A 17066-nucleotide genomic window follows, 5' to 3' on the forward strand; every position below is an offset into this window, starting at 1 on the left:
AGCGATGGAAGATGGATTACGCTTTGCGATACGCGAAGGTGGAAGAACTGTCGGTGCGGGTGTTGTTGCGAAAATTATCGAATGATTGGTAGAAATATTAAAAAGATAAAACTCAATAAGATAAAAATCTATTGAATTGATAAGCCCAAGGTTGAGTACATGCAAAGCCAGAAAATTAGAATTCGCCTCAAGGCATTTGATTATCGATTAATCGATAAATCAGCGCTTGAGATTGTTGAGACTGCAAAAAGAACAGGGGCTGTAGTTAAAGGCCCTGTCCCGTTACCGACTCGAATTGAGCGTTTCGATGTGTTGCGATCACCACATGTAAATAAAACATCACGCGATCAATTTGAGATTCGAACACATTTGAGATTAATGGATATAATTGATCCAACAGACAAAACAGTTGACGCGCTTATGAAGTTGGATCTGCCAGCTGGTGTTGATGTTGAGATTAAGCTATAAATTGTCTTGGTTTGAAGATTAAAGAGTCATCGGCACACGACTGTTGTTTCAATTTAATAAATACAGAAGTTAGTTAGATAAGCGCCTTTAAAAGGGAAAAAAATGAGTTTAGGGTTAATCGGTCGAAAAATCGGTATGACGCGTATATTTACTGAAAATGGGGATAGTTTGCCAGTGACAGTTATAGATGTATCAAATAATCGTGTGACTCAGATCAAGAATAAAGAAATAGACGGATACTTCGCGATTCAGCTGTCTTTTGGACAAAAAAGAGTGAATCGAATGAGTAAGTCACTTGTTGGTCACTATTCGAAAGCTAGTGTAGAGGTGGGTAGTATTCTGAGAGAGTTTAGAATCGATAGGGATGATGATTTTAAGTCGATAGAGATGGGAACGGTAATTAAAAGTGATATTTTCAAAGTTGGACAGAGGGTTGATGTATCTGGAGTAACAATAGGTAAAGGTTATGCCGGAGTTATCAAGCGTCACCATTTCTCTTCAAATAGAGCTAGTCATGGCAATTCAAAAGCGCATAATAAGCCTGGATCCATAGGAATGGCGCAAGATCCTGGGCGTGTTTTTCCAGGTAAGCGTATGTCAGGGCATATGGGTAATGTTAAAAGAACTACACAAAATCTTGAAATTCTGAGAATCGACAGTGAAAGAAATTTATTGCTAATTAAAGGTGCAATACCCGGTTCTAAAGGAGGCAATGTTATGGTGCGACCAAGTGTTAAGGAAAACAATGCCAATTAATAAGCATAAATATATAGCAAGAAGGTGATCGGGTGATGGAACTTAAGCTTATCTGCAGCGAAAATCAAACAGAAAATATAATTGTGTCTGACGTGCTTTTTAATAGAGATTATAATGAGGCGCTTGTTCATCAGGTCGTAACTTCTTATTTATCAAATGCGCGTGGTGCCACAAGAGCGCAGAAAGGTCGATCTGATGTGGCCAAATCTACAAGAAAGCCGTGGAGGCAAAAAGGCACTGGTAGGGCGCGCGCTGGGATGGCATCAAGTCCAATTTGGCGTGGAGGTGGGCGAATTTTTCCAAATAGCCCGGATGAAAATTTTCAGAAAAAAATAAATAAAAAAATGTATCGAGCAGGCATTAGCGTAATCTTATCGCAACTTATTCGTGATGAGCGGTTGTTAATTACAGATACGTTTAATATTGATACTTGCAAAACTAAAAAATTGTCAGAGAAATTAAAAGAAATTGGATTGAGTGAAGTTCTGGTAATAATAGATGAAATGAATGAGAATTTGTACTTATCTGCTCGCAATATTCCGCATGTTGCAATCGTTGAAGTTAAAAATGTAGATCCAGTAAGCTTGTTAAGATTTGAAAAAGTATTAATTACAAAGAGTGGATTAAAGAAATTTGAGGAACTTCTCTCATGAAAAGCATAAATATCACCCATGAAAGATTACTAAAAATAATATTAGCGCCATATGTATCGGAGAAAGCGACTTTCCTGGGGGAAAAAAATAATCAGACTATATTTCGTGTTGTAACGAATGCAACTAAGCATGAAATAAAGGCTGCGATTGAGTTATTGTGGGGAGAGCAGAAAATAGAAGTCACAAATGTTCGAACTATCAATGTCAAAGGAAAGCAAAAAAGATTTGGGCGTTTTTTGGGGCGAAGAAGTGATTGGAAAAAAGCCATAGTAAGTATCAAAAATGGACAAGAATTGAGTTTTACAAACTTTACAAGTGTTACAGAGGCAAAGTGATATGGCGCTGGTAAAACTAAAACCGACATCTCCTGGACGTAGGGCCGTTATTAAACTTCTTGGTAGGGATCTATATAAGGGAAATGCTTATAAGAGCTTAACGGAAAAGCAGTCGAAGACAGCAGGTAGAAATAACTATGGACGTATAACAGTCAGACATCGTGGAGGCGGCCATAAACAGCATTATAGGTTTATTGATTTTAGGCGTGACAAAGTTGATATACCAGCGGTTGTAGAGCGCATAGAATATGACCCAAATAGAACTGCGCATATAGCTTTAGTTTGCTATCGAGATGGTGAAAGAAGATATATGATAGCACCCAAGGGATTAAATGTTGGTATGCAAGTTTGTAGTGGAAAGAATGCACAGATTAAGTCTGGTGATGCATTGCCTTTGCGCAATATTCCAATAGGTACAATAATACATTGCGTTGAATTATTACCTGGCAAAGGGGCTCAATTAGCGCGTTCTGCAGGGACATCTGTGCAATTGCAAGCTAGGGAAGGAGATTATGCTCAGCTTAAGCTTCGTTCAGGTGAGATTCGAAAAGTTCATGTTGATTGCTATGCGACTATCGGTGAAGTAGGGAACGCAGAGCATAATCTAAGATCGATTGGTAAAGCAGGTGCGGTAAGGTGGCGCGGAATTAGGCCGACTGTACGTGGCGTTGCAATGAATCCAATTGATCATCCTCATGGAGGAGGTGAAGGTAGAACATCGGCGGGTAGGCATCCTGTTAGTCCGTGGGGAACACCGGCGAAAGGTTATAGGACAAGAAATAATAAGAGAACTGAAGTGATGATAATCCGTCATAGATATTCAAAGAAAGGGTAATAATTAAATGGCACGTTCAGTTAAAAAGGGTCCATTTGTAGATATTCATCTATTAGAAAAAATAGAAAAAGCGCGCAATACTAATGATAAAAGGCCAATTAAAACTTGGTCTAGACGCTCGACGATACTGCCGGACTTTATTGGAATGACAGTAGCTGTTCACAATGGAAAACAACACATACCGGTTTTTGTGACTGAAAATATGGTTGGCCATAAATTTGGTGAGTTTTCACTCACACGCACCTTTAAAGGTCACGCTGGTGACAAGAAGGCTGTTACGAAGCGATAGGAATAATGATGGAAACAACTGCGATATTACGAGGTATCCGATTATCAGCGCAGAAGGGGCGGTTGGTGGCTGATCAAATTCGAGGATTGTCTGTAGAAAAGGCACTAAATATTTTGGCATTTAGTCCCAAGAAAGGTGCGGGTATCATAAAAAAGCTTTTGGAGTCTGCCATAGCTAATGCAGAACATAATGATGGAGCTGATATAGATGAGCTTAAAGTATCAGTAATTCTGGTGGATCGTGGTACTTCAATGAAGCGTACAAGTGCGCGTGCAAAGGGTCGTGGCAATAGAATTGTAAAACCTACTTGTCATATATTGCTAAAAGTCGGCGATAACATTGATCATACTAAATAAAGGCACTAACTGACATGGGTCAAAAAATTCATCCAACTGGATTTCGTCTTTCAGTTCAAAGAAATTGGTTGTCCAAATGGTATGCGAATAGTAATAATTTCGCAACTATGCTCAACGAAGATATCAAGGTACGAGAATTTCTAAGTCATAAACTAAAAAATGCTTCAGTTGGTAGGGTTTTGATTGAAAGACCTTCGAAGAATGCAAGAATAACTATCTTTAGCTCTCGGCCTGGTGTTGTTATCGGGAAAAAAGGTGAGGATATTGAAGTATTGCGTACTGAATTGCAAAAAATAATGGGTGTGTCTGTTCACGTAAATATAGAAGAAATAAGAAAGCCAGAGCTTGATGCTCAACTGATAGCCGATAATATCGCACAACAATTAGAGAAAAGAATAATGTTTCGTAGAGCTATGAAACGTGCTATGCAGAATGCGATGCGTCTTGGTGCTCAAGGAATAAAAATTATGAGCTCTGGAAGACTAAATGGAATAGAAATAGCCAGAACAGAATGGTATCGTGAAGGGAGAGTGCCTTTGCATACATTAAGAGCTGATCTTGATTATGGAACATCGGAAGCAAAAACTACTTATGGAATTATCGGGATAAAAGTATGGATATTTAAAGGAGAAATACTTGGTAAAAGTAGTGAAGTTAGCGTTACCACACCAAATGTTTCTTCTATAGATAATGAAAAAAAGAAAAATATAAAAAAAATACCTGGATCTGCTAATAAATTAGCTAACTCAAGAAATAAGAAGGTGCTCGGTGTCGAGGGTACTGATAGCTTAAACGAAAATAAAGTAAGTAGTAGCGTGGTAATAAGTGAGTATATAAATTCTGGAGACAAGAATGCTTCAGCCAGCTAGGACTAAATTTAGAAAGCAGCAAAAAGGACGGAATACAGGTGTAGCAACTCGTGGTGCAAAAGTGAGCTTTGGTGAGTTTGGTTTAAAAGCAATTGGAAGAGGGCGATTAACTGCACGGCAGATAGAAGCAGCACGGCGAGCTATGACAAGGTATATAAAAAGGGGGGGGCGTATTTGGATTCGAATTTTTCCGGATAAACCAATATCGCATAAACCTGCTGAAGTTAGAATGGGTAAAGGTAAGGGAAATCCAGAATATTTTGTAGCAGAGATTCAGCCCGGAAAAATGTTGTATGAAATGGATGGTGTTAATGAAGAATTGGCTAGGGAGGCGTTTCGGTTAGCTGCAGCTAAATTACCTATCAGAACAATGTTTACAATAAGACAGATTGGTGGATAGTAATGAAAGCAAGTGATTTAAGGAATAAGCAATTGCACGAATTGAATAAAGAATTGGTGTTTTTATTAAAAGCACATTTTGGATTAAGAATGCAATTAGCAACACAACAACTATCGAATACTAAACAACTGAAATTAATTAAAAGAGACATAGCAAGAGTGAAAACTGTTATAACAGAAAAAATAAGCAATCATGACAAGTGAAAAAACTAATCGTACTTTAAGTGGGCGAGTTACGAGTGACAAAGCAAATAAAACTGTAACGGTGTTAGTAGAACGTCGAATAAAGCATCATTTGTATGGAAAATTTGTTACTCGTTCAAAAAAATATCATGCACATGATGGTGATAATCAATTTTCTATTGGAGATAGTGTGCTGATTGAAGAGTGTAGACCTATATCCAAAACGAAAAGCTGGAAAGTGATAAAGCTATTAAAAGATAATGATTAACGGTTTGAATGATGTTTTTCAAATTATACATATAAATCAAAGAAAATAATTCTTGTTTATGGACTTATAGATAGGTAAAATAACAAGCTTTTGCTGTTAATAATAAATAAATAAATTCTAAATAGACAGTCTAGATCTAGAGAAAAATCTTACGCCGCGTAAAAATTAAAGAGTAAACATAAATGATTCAAATGCAATCAACATTAAGAGTAGCGGATAATACAGGTGCTCGGTCTATTATGTGTATTAAAGTTCTTGGTGGATCAAAAAGACAATATGCTGGAATAGGCGACATAATTAAAGTAAGCGTAAAAGATGCAGCTCCAAGAGGACGTGTTAAGAAGGGCGAAATTTATAATGCAGTGGTAGTTAGAACGGCTAAAGGCATAAGGCGACTTGATGGTTCTTTGTTAAAGTTTGATGAAAATGCTGCGGTGTTACTAAATAATAAGTTTGAACCAATTGGAACTCGAATTTTTGGTCCAGTTACTAGAGAATTAAGAAATGCACGTTTTATGAAAATTGTATCGTTAGCGCCAGAAGTTTTGTAGCTGTAAAAGGAAAATATATGCGAAAGCTTAGGAAAGGTGATGATGTTATTGTTATTGCTGGAAAAGATAAAGGAAAAAAAGGATCAATTCTGACGATTGTTGATACTGATCGTGTTATTGTTCAAGGCGTAAATTCTGTTAAAAAGCATCAAAAGCCAAACCCAGCAAGTGGCAATATCGGTGGAATTATTGATAAAGAAATGTCTATTCATATATCTAATATTGCAATATATAATTTTGCTTTGAAAAAACCTGATCGAGTCGGCTTTAAAATTGACAGCAATAACAATAAAATTCGCGTATATAGATCTAACAATGAAGCAGTTGAATAATATCAAAATATTGGATTGAAGCTTTTATGGCACGCCTGCAAGAATATTACCGTAATACTGTTACTAAACAACTGATAGATCAGTTCGATTATGAGTCATTGATGGAAGTTCCGCGCATTATTAAGATCACGCTCAATATTGGACTAGGAGATGCAACAACCGACAAGAAGGTGGTCGAGCATGCTATTTCTGATATGAAAAAAATTTCTGGACAGCAGCCTGTGGTGACGAAAGCAAGAAAATCTATAGCGACTTTCAAAGTGAGAGAAGGTTATCCAATAGGATGTATGGTTACACTAAGGCATATTAGAATGTATGAATTTTTGGATAGATTGATAACAATAGCTATTCCTAGAATTCGTGATTTCCGCGGAATTTCAGGAAAATCCTTTGATGGGAGAGGAAATTATAATATGGGAATAAAAGAGCAAATTATATTTCCTGAGATTGATTACGACAAGATAGATGCATTGCGTGGAATGAATATATCAATAACTACGACGGCTAAGAGTGATATTGAAGCTAAAGCGTTGTTATCAGCTTTTAGTTTTCCGTTTAAGAATTGAGGTAGGAATGGCTAAGCTTGCTACTATTAATAGAAATGATAAAAGACAAAAACTAATTCGTAAATATGCCGAGAAGCGTTTGATATTGACTAGAATAATAGGTAATTTTTCTCTAGGAGATGAAGAGAGATTAAGCGCTCGTATTAAATTGCAAAAATTGCCTAGAGACTCAAGTCCAGTTCGTTTGAGGAACAGATGCAAATTAACAGGTAGACCGCGAGGTGTATATTCAAAATTTGGACTTGGAAGAAATAAATTAAGAGAAATTGCAATGAGTGGCAAAATACCTGGAATAATCAAAGCAAGTTGGTAACGATTGTGATTGATTTTTAATGCAAAGATAGAAAAAAATTTAAATATTTAGGTGCAATCATGAGTATGAGTGATCCAATTGCTGATATGTTAACTCGAATACGTAATGCGCAGATGGCAAAAAAGAAAATTGTCGATATGCCAAATTCACGTATAAAATTAGCTATAACAAAAGTTTTAAAAGATGAAGGTTATGTGGAAAGCTATTGCATCAAGAATAATGGAAATAAAAGCTTACTCGAAATAACACTTAAATATTATTCTGGAATGCCTGTTATTGAAAACATAAAACGCATAAGTAAACCGGGTTTAAGAATATATAAATCGAGTGAAGATTTGCCAAGTATTATGAGCGGACTGGGTATAGCTATTGTAACTACATCGAAAGGCGTAATGACAGAACGAAAAGCACGGTTAGCAGGCGTCGGTGGTGAATTATTATGTTTTGTTGTTTAAAGGATCTTTAAATGTCACGAGTAAGTAGTAATCCAATACCTATACCTTCAAATGTTGAGATTAACATTGAATCTATGGAAATTTCAGTTAATGGTCCTTTAGGGAAAATGAAACAAACATTTACAGATGATGTGTTATTGGATTTGAGTGAAAATATTTTGAGAATTAGAACGACGAATGACTCTAAACGCGCTAATGCTATATCTGGAACGGCGAGGGCACTGATTGCAAACATGGTACATGGTGTTTCAGTTGGGTTTGAAAAGAAGCTGTTGTTGATTGGAGTAGGATATAAAGCTCAAGCTAGTCAGAGTAAGATAAATTTAACTTTGGGTTTTTCGCATCCTATTGATCATATAATTCCTGAAGGAATTATTATAGAAACGCCTACTCCGACTGAGATAATAATAAAAGGAATTGATAAACAAAAAGTAGGGCAAACTGCTGCAGAAATTCGTTCTTACAGAAAACCTGAGCCATATAAAGGAAAAGGTGTGCGGTATTCTGATGAAATTATTCTTCTCAAAGAAACAAAGAAAAAATAATTGAGATAATCATGTTAAATTTAAAAGAAAAAAGAATTAAACGTTCACTAAAAACAAGAAAAAGAATTTCCGAGTTAAATGTAATACGATTATCAATACACCGTACTAATTTGCATATCTATGCGCAATTGATTGATATTAAAAATAACAAAACGGTAACGAGCGCATCAACTTTAGAACCCGAGATACGAGAAGGAATTTCTTCTGGAAGCAATATCATGGCGGCTGCACTTATTGGTAAACGCATAGCAGAAAAAGGAAAGAAATGTGGAATATCTGATATAGCCTTTGACAGAGCAGGTTATAAATATCACGGACGCGTTAAAGCATTAGCTGATGCGGCACGCGAAAACGGGCTTAAATTCTAGATAAGGGTTAATATGGTCAGAGTCGGGAAAGCGATGGACAAAGCGGTAGGGACTGATGATAACAGTGACGATCTTCACGAAAAGATGGTTGCAATAAACAGGGTCACTAAGGTTGTAAAAGGAGGACGCATTCTTGGGTTCGCTGCGCTTACGGTTGTTGGCGATGGCGATGGCAGTGTTGGAATGGGAAAAGGTAAGTCGCGTGAAGTTCCAGTAGCGGTACAGAAAGCAATGGATGAGGCGCGCAGAAAAATGATAAATGTGAAATTGAAAGATGGGACTATTTATCATCCTCTTATTGGTTCACATGGTGCTGCTAAAGTATACATGCAACCAGCTCCGGAAGGTACTGGGATTATAGCAGGAGGTCCAATGCGGGCTATTTTTGAAGTTATGGGAATGACTAATATTCTTGCGAAATGTATTGGCTCGACGAATCCTTATAACGTTGTTAGAGCAACGCTCAATGCATTGAATACTATGAATACGCCTGCACATATTGCTGCAAAACGTGGAAAAACTGTTAAAGAAATTCTTGGGCAAGAATAATGAGTGATGATAAAAACAGATTTATTAAGATAACTCTTGTTAGAAGTATTATAGGAACTAAAAAATCACATCGTGCTACTATTCGAGGCCTCGGATTGAAGAAATTGAATAGTTCTTCAATTCTTATTGATACACCTGAGATCCGTGGAATGATCCATAAAGTTAACTATCTTTTGAAATGTGATTAACAAAAATATATCATGTACTTAAATTCAATTAAGCCAGCTAATGGCGCAAAAAAAAACAAAATACGCGTTGGTCGTGGTATAGGATCAGGTTTAGGAAAAACATGTGGGCGTGGACATAAAGGACAAAAATCGAGAGCTGGTGGTTTTCATAAAATTGGATTTGAAGGGGGGCAAATGCCAATTCAGCGTCGTTTGCCTAAAAGAGGTTTTACCACTTTGATGCAGTGTAAATATCCAAGAGTAAGATTATCTGATTTAAATTTGATACAAGAAGACGAAATTAATATATCGATTTTGAAGAATAACAATATCGTTTCTAATAAAACTAAGAAAATTAAGATTTATAAATCAGGTGATTGCAAAAGAAAAATTATTTTAAGCGGTATAGCTGTAAGTGATGGCGTGAAAAAAGCTATTGAAATGTCTGGTGGTAAGGTTTCATAGCGATTGGATGAGTAAATTGGCCATAAAAGAAATGACAAATAAATCCGTAGATAAGTTTGCTGAACTCAAAAGGCGTTTGTGGTTTCTACTGCTTGCATTGATAGTATATAGAATAGGTGCTCATGTGCCTGTCCCTGGGATTGATCCAATCATCTTAAAAGACTTATTCGAATCTCAAGAGAGTAGTGTTTTGGGTATGTTCAATATGTTTTCTGGTGGCGCTCTTTCGAGATTCTCAATCTTTGCACTTGGTATTATGCCTTATATATCGGCATCTATCATAATGCAATTGGGTACTGTGGCTGTACCTTATCTTGAGTCATTAAAAAAAGAAGGTGAAAGCGGAAGAAGAAAAATTACTCAGTATACTCGCTATGGAACTCTAGCACTTGCGTGTATTCAAAGCTATGGAATATCGATTGCACTTCAATCGCAAGCAGGGCTTGTACTATCGCCAGGTGAAATGTTTACATTGACAACGGTTGTTACATTAGTTACTGGTACTATATTTTTGATGTGGTTAGGAGAGCAAATAACTGAGCGCGGCATAGGAAATGGAATTTCCTTAATTATTTTTGCAGGTATTGCTGCTGGACTTCCAAGTGCCATTGGTGGAACGTTGGATCTGGTCAGTACTGGCTCTATGCATTTTTTAGTAGCTTTAAGTATTTTTATTATTGCGGCATTAATTACTGGTTTTGTTGTTTTTATCGAAAAAGGTCAAAGAAGAATACTCGTTAATTATGCAAAACGCCAAGTCGGGCATAAAATTTATGGTGGACAAAATTCACATTTGCCTCTCAAATTAAATATGGCGGGTGTAATTCCTCCTATTTTTGCTTCGAGTATTATTTTGTTTCCTGCGACATTGGCGGGGTGGTTTGCAAATAGTGAATCTATGATTTGGTTAAAGGATTTAAGTGCCGCTTTATCTCCTGGGCAACCAATTTATGTAATACTTTATGCTGTTATGATCATATTCTTTTGTTTTTTTTATACTGCACTTGTATTTAATCCAAAAGAAACTGCTGAGAATCTCAAAAAGAGCGGCGCTTTTATTCCCGGGATAAGACCAGGAGATCAAACGACACGCTATATTGAAAAAATTATGTTACGTTTGACGTTAGCCGGTGCTATATACGTAACACTTGTTTGCTTATTGCCTGAATTTTTAATCCTTAAATGGAATGTTCCTTTTTATTTTGGCGGTACTTCTCTATTAATTATCGTTATTGTTACTATGGATTTTATGTCACAAATTCAATCCCATATTATGTCATCACAATATGAAAGTTTATTGAAAAAAGCTAATTTTAAAGGCAGTACTGGGAAAATTCCTGTAAAATAAATTCATAATGGTAGTTAATGGCTAAAGAAGACACAATACAGATGCAAGGCGAGATACTTGAAACGCTCCCCAATGCTACATTTCGCGTTAAACTTGAGAATGGTCATATAGTTCTTGGCCATATATCTGGAAAGATGCGTATGCATTATATAAGAATATTGCCAGGTGATAAAGTAACAGTCGATTTAACACCTTATGATTTAACACGTGCAAGAATAACATTCCGTGCGAAATAAAAGATAATATTAATTAAATGATTAAGGAATTTTATGAAGGTAAACGCATCTGTAAAGAAGCTTTGTAGAAACTGTAAAATAATTCGCAGAAATCGAGTAGTTCGGGTAATTTGTAAAGATTCTCGCCATAAGCAACGACAAGGTTAATTACTACATAATTTAATTATTAAGACAGGAAGATCAAATGGCGCGTATCGCTGGCGTAAATATTCCAAATCATCAACATGTAAGTATTGCGTTGACTGCAATTTATGGTATTGGTAGATCATGCTCTAAAAATATTTGTCAATCTGTCGGCATCGAAGCAGATAAAAAGATCAAGGATCTATCAGATGATCAAATTGATCAACTGCGCGATCATGTTTCGAAACTTACAACGGAAGGTGATTTGCGTCGAGAAATTTCTATGAATATTAAGAGATTAATGGATTTGGGATGTTATCGTGGTTTAAGGCATAGGCGCGGTCTACCTGTGCGAGGTCAACGCACTCGTACAAATGCTAGAACGCGTAAAGGGCCACGTAAAGCAATTCGGGCGAGATAATTTCTGGACATATGTTTAATTAATATCAAAAAATAGGGAATTTTGCTTACATGGTTAAGGTTGTTTCGCGCATACGGAAAAAAATAAAAAAGAATGTATCAGAAGGCATAGCGCATGTTCATGCTTCTTTTAATAATACTATAGTGACTATAACTGATAGACAAGGAAATGCTCTTTCCTGGGCTACCTCAGGAGGTGTAGGCTTTAAAGGATCTCGCAAAAGTACACCATTTGCGGCTCAGGTTGCTGCTGAAACTGCAAGTAAAATCGCAATTGACTGCGGTGTTAAGAACTTAGAGGTTAGAATAAAAGGCCCCGGGCCAGGTAGAGATTCGGCGGTTCGTGCTTTAAATGCTGCTGGTTTTAAAATTACGAGTATTTCCGATGTGACACCTGTCCCACACAATGGATGTCGACCACCAAAAAAACGTCGTATTTGAGGAGAATGCGTTGGCTAGAAATATTGAACCGAAATGTAAACAGTGTCGACGAGAAGGCGAAAAGTTATTTTTAAAAGGTGAGAAATGTTTTTCAGATAAATGTGCAATTGAAAGAAGAAATTATCCACCTGGCCAGCATGGACAGAAAAAGGGAAGATTATCTGATTACGGTGGACAACTACGTGAAAAACAGAAAATTAGAAAAATATATGGAATATTAGAGCGGCAATTTCGTAACATATATAAGACCGCGGATAAACGTAGAGGGATAACTGGAAATATTTTATTACAGTTACTTGAGAGTCGTCTTGATAATGTAGCTTATCATATGGGTTTTGGATCTTCACGTGCTGAAGCGAGACAAATAGTAAGGCATAATTGTGTTCTTGTTAACGGGAAGCGCGTGAATATGCCATCATATTTAGTTAAAGCTGGCGATATAATTCAGATTACAGATAATGCTAAAAACCAATTACGTATTAAGACTTCCATAGAAGCAGCAGATAATCGTAATTTCCCAACTTGGATCGAAATGGATATTAAAGGTATGAGGGGGATTTTTAAAGCTAAACCAGATCGCTCAGAGCTGCCCACATCGATAAATGAATCATTGGTTGTGGAATTATATTCTAAGTAATTAATCTTTTATTGGTTTGCTTTATGCAAAAGGACCTTACTATGCAAGGTAATGAATTACTAACACCTCGTATTATTGATGTTCAAAATATATCGCCGCTACATGCTAAAGTTGTTATGGAACCTTTTGAAAGAGGGTATGGACATACTTTAGGAAATGCCTTGCGTCGAATACTTTTGTCATCTATGACAGGTTATGCTCCCACAGAGATTAAAATTGCTGGCGTTGTACATGAATATTCGACACTTGATGGAGTGCAAGAAGATATCGTCGATATTTTATTAAATATTAAGGGAATAGTATTAAAGTTACATAATAATAGCGAAGCTATATTATCTCTAAAGAAAACGGGCAAAGGAATTGTCACAGCTGGTGATATTGAGATCGGTCATGATGTTGAAATTATGAATCCTGATCATATAATTGCTCATTTAACTACAGATGGGAAGATAGATATCCAACTAAAAATAGAAAAAGGGCGGGGATATGTTCCCGCTACTCTGAGAAAAAATAAAAATTCTGATAAAGCAATCGGTACCATTCTTTTAGATGCATCGTTTAGCCCTATTAGACGTGTCAGCTATACAGTCGAGAGCGCACGCGTAGAGCAAAGAACTGATCTTGATAAACTTGTTATGGATCTTGAGACAAATGGTGTCGTTGAACCTGAAGAGGCAATTCGTTATGCTGCGCGAGTTTTGGTGCAGCAATTATCTATTTTTGCTGATTTAGAGAGCACACCTATTGCTAAGGAACAGCCACTCATTCCACAGATTGATCCTATTTTGCTGCGCCCAGTAGATGACTTAGAACTTACAGTAAGGTCTGCTAATTGTCTCAAAGTTGAAAATATATATTACATAGGTGATCTAATACAGCGAACGGAGGCAGAATTATTACGTACTCCAAATTTAGGAAGAAAATCTCTTAACGAAATAAAGGAAGTATTAGCTGCTCGAGAGCTTACTTTAGGTATGAAATTAGATAATTGGCCACCTGCAAATCTTGATAATATTGCTAAGGATATAAATCATGCGCCACAATAATGCGTTAAGAAAATTAAATCGATCAAGCAGTCATCGTGCTGCTATGTTTCGTAATATGAGCAATTCATTGTTGCGTCATGAAATTATTAAGACTACATTACCAAAAGCAAAAGAACTTAGAAGATACGTCGAGCCGGTAATTACTTTGGCAAAAAGTCCTTCCTTATCCAATCGTAGATTGGCTTTTAATAGACTCCGGGATCGAGAGATTGTAGTTAAATTATTTTCTGAACTGGGCCCGCGTTATGTAACCCGTCCTGGCGGATATTTAAGAATTCTTAAATATGGTTTTAGAAAAGGCGATAATGCTCCAATGGCGCTTGTAGAACTGATTGATAGGCCAAATAATGAGCAAGCTTCTGTAGTTAATCTTAAAGGAATTGGAGAATAAGCTAAATTTACCTTAGCTAATTGAGATCATGTCGATATTACCCCGCTATTGTAACTATTTAAAAAGATAAGCGGACTCAGTAGGATTCAGATTTACCTAACATTTGAATCCTACCAAAATGAATATATATGCCATTCCTATCCTTCGCCTATTAGGCGATGGAAAATTTCATTCAAGTGCTTCAATTATAGAGCACTTTCAATGTTCGCGTAGAACAATTTCTAAGGCTTTAGAAAGTATTAATGCTTTAGGAATTCACTTAACTAAACTCCGCGGAAAAGGATATTGTTGGGAACGTCCTATTCTCTGGTTAAATTCAGATGTAGTATTGAGGAATTTAACTTCTAATATTAATCTTAGGTTTTTTGATTTAATAATTCTTGATTCTATTGATTCTACAAATGATTTCCTACTTAAAAATTTAAAGATACAACAAGAAAAAAATACTCATATTTTTGTTGTAGCTGCTGAATTACAAACTGCCGGACGTGGTAGATTAGGGCGTACATGGTATAGTGGTTTGGGGGATAGTCTTACATTCTCGTTACGATGGCATTTTAACCATGGTATCTCTGCGTTATCAGGCTTAAGTTTGGTGATTGGTATTGCAATAATTCGAGTTCTTATTTCTTTTTCTATTAAAGATGTGAGCCTTAAGTGGCCTAACGATATCTTATTTCATCGCTCTAAATTAGCTGGTATTTTAATTGAACTTCGTGGTGAAGTACTTGGTTCTTCTTGTGCCGTAATCGGTGTTGGTATTAATTTTAATCTTTCCAATAAAATTAAAGCTACTATTGAACAAGAGGTTACAGATTTATTCACTATTACTGGTGAATACATTGATCGTAATGTGATACTCGGCGCATTATTATCAGAATTACTAGATATTTTAATTGCATTTGAGAAATACGGTTTTGTACATTTTAAGAAAGAATGGGTAAGCTACCACGCTTTTGAAGGTAAAAGAGTTTATCTTACTTTGCCTAATGGCTCAGTGATTGAAGGTGTTGTTGATGGCATCAACGATACGGGGGAGTTATTTTTAATAACTGCTGTGGGCAGGAATTCTTATAATGCCGGAGACGTTTCTTTGCGCATTAAGTGACGATGATGATCTTATGTCTTATATATTAGCGATCGATTCTGGGAACTCGTATATTAAGTGGGGTTTATATGTTGATAATCTATGGATCAAGAAAGGTAAAGTTCTTTATAGTGAGATATCTACCCTAAAAGAAGAATTTTCTGATTTACCTAGGCCAACGTTAGTTATTATTTCACATGTTGCGCGTGTTATTACACGAAGCCAACTTGATATGCTCGTTTCAATTTGGTCAACCCGAACGCATTGGGTTGTCGCAGAAGCATTTCAGTGCGGTGTGCTGAATGGTTACGCAAATCCAGCGCAATTAGGCAGTGATCGATGGGCTGCCTTAATTGCTGCTTGGGAAATTCGACATCATGCTTGTTTGGTTATTAATGTTGGAACTGCTGTAACTATCGATGCACTTTCGAATTCAGGGGAATTCCTGGGGGGCATTATTATGCCGGGAATTCACTTGATGTTTAATAGCTTATTGTCAGGTACACAATTGATAAGAGCTGATACTGGAAGTTATAGAATTTTTCCACAAAACACCAATGATGCAATTCAAAGTGGTGTGGTCCAATGTCTAGTGGGAGCTATTGAACGAATGTATAATTTACTTTCATTACAACAAGATCATCCAGTTGAAACCTGTATCATGAGTGGAGGAGGCGCTTCTAGCCTTATGCCGTTTATTGAAATTCCAGTTACGATGGTCGAGAATTTGGTGCTGGAAGGATTAGTTATGATTACTAACGATCTTCGATTGAATAAGGGATATTCCTTTTAATTTTTAATAAAGTGTTTTTTATGTCTCAATTTCAGAGCGCTGTTTTTTATACATCGGTGAATGATGCTCGAGATTTGCCGCAGCATTCGGGTATTGAGGTTGCATTTGCTGGCAGATCTAATGCTGGTAAATCAAGCGTCATTAATACGCTGACTAATCGGAATCGTTTGGCTTTTGTCAGTAAAACGCCAGGTCGTACTCAACACATTAATTTTTTTAAATTGGATGCTGAGCAGTTTCTTGTTGATTTACCGGGATACGGGTATGCCAAAGTTCCTTATTCTATCCGTGAGCATTGGGAGAGATTATTAAGTAATTATTTGCAAACACGCGAATCACTCAAAGGGTTAGTGTTGATAATGGATATCCGTCATCCACTTAAGTCTCTAGATATTCAAATGCTAGATTGGTTTGCACCAACTGGAAAAGCAGTTCATATTTTGTTGACTAAAGCTGATAAGCTGAGCAAACAGCAAGCAAATAATACTTTAAAAGATGTAAACTCATATATCAAAAATGTGTATCCACGCTGTAGCGTTCAGTTGTTTTCTAGCTTAACGACTACAGGTGTTGAAGACGCAAGCGATGTTATTAATAGTTGGCTGCGGAATAATTAGAAGTTGTGAGTTTTCTATATACTACTATATATAAAAAACCCCCCGGCTAAAGGGGAGTAAAACCGGGGGGAGCTGCCTTAATATCACTTAAGGCCCTGTCTCAGGGAGGGAAGACAGGGGATACGATCAAGATCGTCCTCCTATAAGAGGATATAATCATCTAATAGTTCCCAAAGTTATTTTTTAAAAATTTTATTTATTTCAT

At 36.6% G+C, this 17066-nt stretch carries 32 protein-coding genes and 1 pseudogene; all 33 read left to right on the top strand.

Translation table 11 applies throughout. The annotated features are described in order from the left end of the window. Positions 1-85 (top strand): annotated as a pseudogene (locus tag C8R34_RS13530) (elongation factor Tu); the annotation flags it as partial. Between the two features lie 74 nt (positions 86-159). Then, positions 160-468 (top strand): 30S ribosomal protein S10, encoded by a 309-nt coding sequence (gene rpsJ, locus C8R34_RS13535; RefSeq protein ID WP_110341483.1) that lies wholly within the window; start codon positions 160-162, stop codon positions 466-468. Between the two features lie 102 nt (positions 469-570). Beyond that, positions 571-1224: a 50S ribosomal protein L3 gene (gene rplC, locus C8R34_RS13540; protein ID WP_110341485.1), complete on the top strand. Its 654-nt coding sequence runs from the start codon at positions 571-573 to the stop codon at positions 1222-1224. A 35-nt stretch (positions 1225-1259) separates the two neighbouring features. Continuing rightward, positions 1260-1877, top strand: coding sequence for a 50S ribosomal protein L4 (rplD, locus tag C8R34_RS13545; RefSeq protein ID WP_110341487.1), 618 nt, complete (start codon positions 1260-1262; stop codon positions 1875-1877). Next, entirely contained in the window at positions 1874-2212 is a 339-nt protein-coding gene (gene rplW / locus C8R34_RS13550; RefSeq protein ID WP_110341489.1) for a 50S ribosomal protein L23, read from the top strand. Before rplD ends, rplW begins: the two co-directional genes overlap by 4 nt. 1 nt (position 2213) lies before the next feature. Continuing rightward, positions 2214-3047 (top strand): 50S ribosomal protein L2, encoded by an 834-nt coding sequence (rplB, locus tag C8R34_RS13555; protein WP_110341491.1) that lies wholly within the window; start codon positions 2214-2216, stop codon positions 3045-3047. A 7-nt stretch (positions 3048-3054) separates the two neighbouring features. Next, complete coding sequence (gene rpsS / locus C8R34_RS13560; protein WP_110341493.1) at positions 3055-3336, top strand: 30S ribosomal protein S19; 282 nt, start codon at positions 3055-3057, stop codon at positions 3334-3336. Positions 3337-3344: 8 nt separating this feature from the next. Further along, a complete protein-coding gene (gene rplV / locus C8R34_RS13565) occupies positions 3345-3692 on the top strand; it encodes a 50S ribosomal protein L22 (protein WP_110341495.1) in 348 nt (115 codons plus the stop codon). A 14-nt stretch (positions 3693-3706) separates the two neighbouring features. Then, complete coding sequence (rpsC, locus tag C8R34_RS13570) at positions 3707-4561, top strand: 30S ribosomal protein S3 (protein ID WP_258364506.1); 855 nt, start codon at positions 3707-3709, stop codon at positions 4559-4561. Beyond that, entirely contained in the window at positions 4545-4961 is a 417-nt protein-coding gene (rplP, locus tag C8R34_RS13575; protein WP_110341497.1) for a 50S ribosomal protein L16, read from the top strand. Before rpsC ends, rplP begins: the two co-directional genes overlap by 17 nt. A 2-nt stretch (positions 4962-4963) precedes the next feature. Further along, entirely contained in the window at positions 4964-5164 is a 201-nt protein-coding gene (gene rpmC / locus C8R34_RS13580; protein ID WP_110341499.1) for a 50S ribosomal protein L29, read from the top strand. Then, positions 5154-5411, top strand: a complete 258-nt coding sequence (gene rpsQ, locus C8R34_RS13585; protein WP_110341501.1) for a 30S ribosomal protein S17 — start codon at positions 5154-5156, stop codon at positions 5409-5411. Before rpmC ends, rpsQ begins: the two co-directional genes overlap by 11 nt. 182 nt (positions 5412-5593) lie before the next feature. Then, positions 5594-5962: a 50S ribosomal protein L14 gene (gene rplN / locus C8R34_RS13590; RefSeq protein WP_110341503.1), complete on the top strand. Its 369-nt coding sequence runs from the start codon at positions 5594-5596 to the stop codon at positions 5960-5962. A gap of 17 nt (positions 5963-5979) precedes the next feature. Beyond that, complete coding sequence (gene rplX, locus C8R34_RS13595; RefSeq protein WP_110341505.1) at positions 5980-6294, top strand: 50S ribosomal protein L24; 315 nt, start codon at positions 5980-5982, stop codon at positions 6292-6294. A gap of 26 nt (positions 6295-6320) precedes the next feature. After that, entirely contained in the window at positions 6321-6860 is a 540-nt protein-coding gene (gene rplE, locus C8R34_RS13600) for a 50S ribosomal protein L5 (protein ID WP_110341507.1), read from the top strand. A 7-nt stretch (positions 6861-6867) separates the two neighbouring features. Further along, positions 6868-7173: a 30S ribosomal protein S14 gene (gene rpsN, locus C8R34_RS13605; RefSeq protein WP_110341509.1), complete on the top strand. Its 306-nt coding sequence runs from the start codon at positions 6868-6870 to the stop codon at positions 7171-7173. A gap of 59 nt (positions 7174-7232) precedes the next feature. Further along, a complete protein-coding gene (gene rpsH / locus C8R34_RS13610) occupies positions 7233-7628 on the top strand; it encodes a 30S ribosomal protein S8 (RefSeq protein WP_110341511.1) in 396 nt (131 codons plus the stop codon). Positions 7629-7639: 11 nt separating this feature from the next. Continuing rightward, on the top strand, positions 7640-8173 hold the full coding sequence (rplF, locus tag C8R34_RS13615; RefSeq protein ID WP_110341513.1) for a 50S ribosomal protein L6: 534 nt from the start codon (positions 7640-7642) through the stop codon (positions 8171-8173). 11 nt (positions 8174-8184) lie between these two features. Next, positions 8185-8541 (top strand): 50S ribosomal protein L18, encoded by a 357-nt coding sequence (gene rplR / locus C8R34_RS13620; protein WP_110341515.1) that lies wholly within the window; start codon positions 8185-8187, stop codon positions 8539-8541. Positions 8542-8574: 33 nt separating this feature from the next. Beyond that, positions 8575-9090: a 30S ribosomal protein S5 gene (gene rpsE / locus C8R34_RS13625; protein WP_110341586.1), complete on the top strand. Its 516-nt coding sequence runs from the start codon at positions 8575-8577 to the stop codon at positions 9088-9090. Beyond that, positions 9090-9278 (top strand): 50S ribosomal protein L30, encoded by a 189-nt coding sequence (rpmD, locus tag C8R34_RS13630; protein ID WP_110341517.1) that lies wholly within the window; start codon positions 9090-9092, stop codon positions 9276-9278. The genes rpsE and rpmD overlap by 1 nt, the downstream gene beginning before the upstream one ends. A 12-nt stretch (positions 9279-9290) precedes the next feature. Then, on the top strand, positions 9291-9722 hold the full coding sequence (rplO, locus tag C8R34_RS13635; protein WP_110341519.1) for a 50S ribosomal protein L15: 432 nt from the start codon (positions 9291-9293) through the stop codon (positions 9720-9722). Positions 9723-9729: 7 nt separating this feature from the next. Continuing rightward, positions 9730-11070 (top strand): preprotein translocase subunit SecY, encoded by a 1341-nt coding sequence (secY, locus tag C8R34_RS13640; protein ID WP_258364507.1) that lies wholly within the window; start codon positions 9730-9732, stop codon positions 11068-11070. A 17-nt stretch (positions 11071-11087) separates the two neighbouring features. Continuing rightward, positions 11088-11306, top strand: a complete 219-nt coding sequence (infA, locus tag C8R34_RS13645) for a translation initiation factor IF-1 (RefSeq protein WP_013966779.1) — start codon at positions 11088-11090, stop codon at positions 11304-11306. A 33-nt stretch (positions 11307-11339) separates the two neighbouring features. Further along, complete coding sequence (gene rpmJ, locus C8R34_RS13650) at positions 11340-11453, top strand: 50S ribosomal protein L36 (RefSeq protein WP_110341521.1); 114 nt, start codon at positions 11340-11342, stop codon at positions 11451-11453. 37 nt (positions 11454-11490) lie between these two features. Beyond that, positions 11491-11850, top strand: a complete 360-nt coding sequence (gene rpsM, locus C8R34_RS13655) for a 30S ribosomal protein S13 (protein WP_110341523.1) — start codon at positions 11491-11493, stop codon at positions 11848-11850. A gap of 50 nt (positions 11851-11900) precedes the next feature. After that, a complete protein-coding gene (rpsK, locus tag C8R34_RS13660) occupies positions 11901-12290 on the top strand; it encodes a 30S ribosomal protein S11 (RefSeq protein WP_110341525.1) in 390 nt (129 codons plus the stop codon). 10 nt (positions 12291-12300) lie between these two features. Next, a complete protein-coding gene (gene rpsD, locus C8R34_RS13665; protein ID WP_110341527.1) occupies positions 12301-12927 on the top strand; it encodes a 30S ribosomal protein S4 in 627 nt (208 codons plus the stop codon). 41 nt (positions 12928-12968) lie between these two features. Then, positions 12969-13973 (top strand): DNA-directed RNA polymerase subunit alpha, encoded by a 1005-nt coding sequence (locus tag C8R34_RS13670; RefSeq protein WP_110341529.1) that lies wholly within the window; start codon positions 12969-12971, stop codon positions 13971-13973. Next, positions 13960-14364, top strand: a complete 405-nt coding sequence (rplQ, locus tag C8R34_RS13675) for a 50S ribosomal protein L17 (RefSeq protein WP_110341531.1) — start codon at positions 13960-13962, stop codon at positions 14362-14364. Before C8R34_RS13670 ends, rplQ begins: the two co-directional genes overlap by 14 nt. 118 nt (positions 14365-14482) lie before the next feature. After that, complete coding sequence (locus C8R34_RS13680; protein WP_110341533.1) at positions 14483-15472, top strand: biotin--[acetyl-CoA-carboxylase] ligase; 990 nt, start codon at positions 14483-14485, stop codon at positions 15470-15472. Then, complete coding sequence (locus C8R34_RS13685) at positions 15441-16244, top strand: type III pantothenate kinase (protein WP_258364508.1); 804 nt, start codon at positions 15441-15443, stop codon at positions 16242-16244. Before C8R34_RS13680 ends, C8R34_RS13685 begins: the two co-directional genes overlap by 32 nt. Before the next feature lie 20 nt (positions 16245-16264). Then, positions 16265-16861: a ribosome biogenesis GTP-binding protein YihA/YsxC gene (yihA, locus tag C8R34_RS13690; RefSeq protein WP_110341535.1), complete on the top strand. Its 597-nt coding sequence runs from the start codon at positions 16265-16267 to the stop codon at positions 16859-16861. Positions 16862-17066 lie beyond the last annotated feature (205 nt).

It is taken from the genome of Nitrosomonas sp. Nm84 (assembly GCF_003201565.1).
Classification (GTDB): domain Bacteria; phylum Pseudomonadota; class Gammaproteobacteria; order Burkholderiales; family Nitrosomonadaceae; genus Nitrosomonas.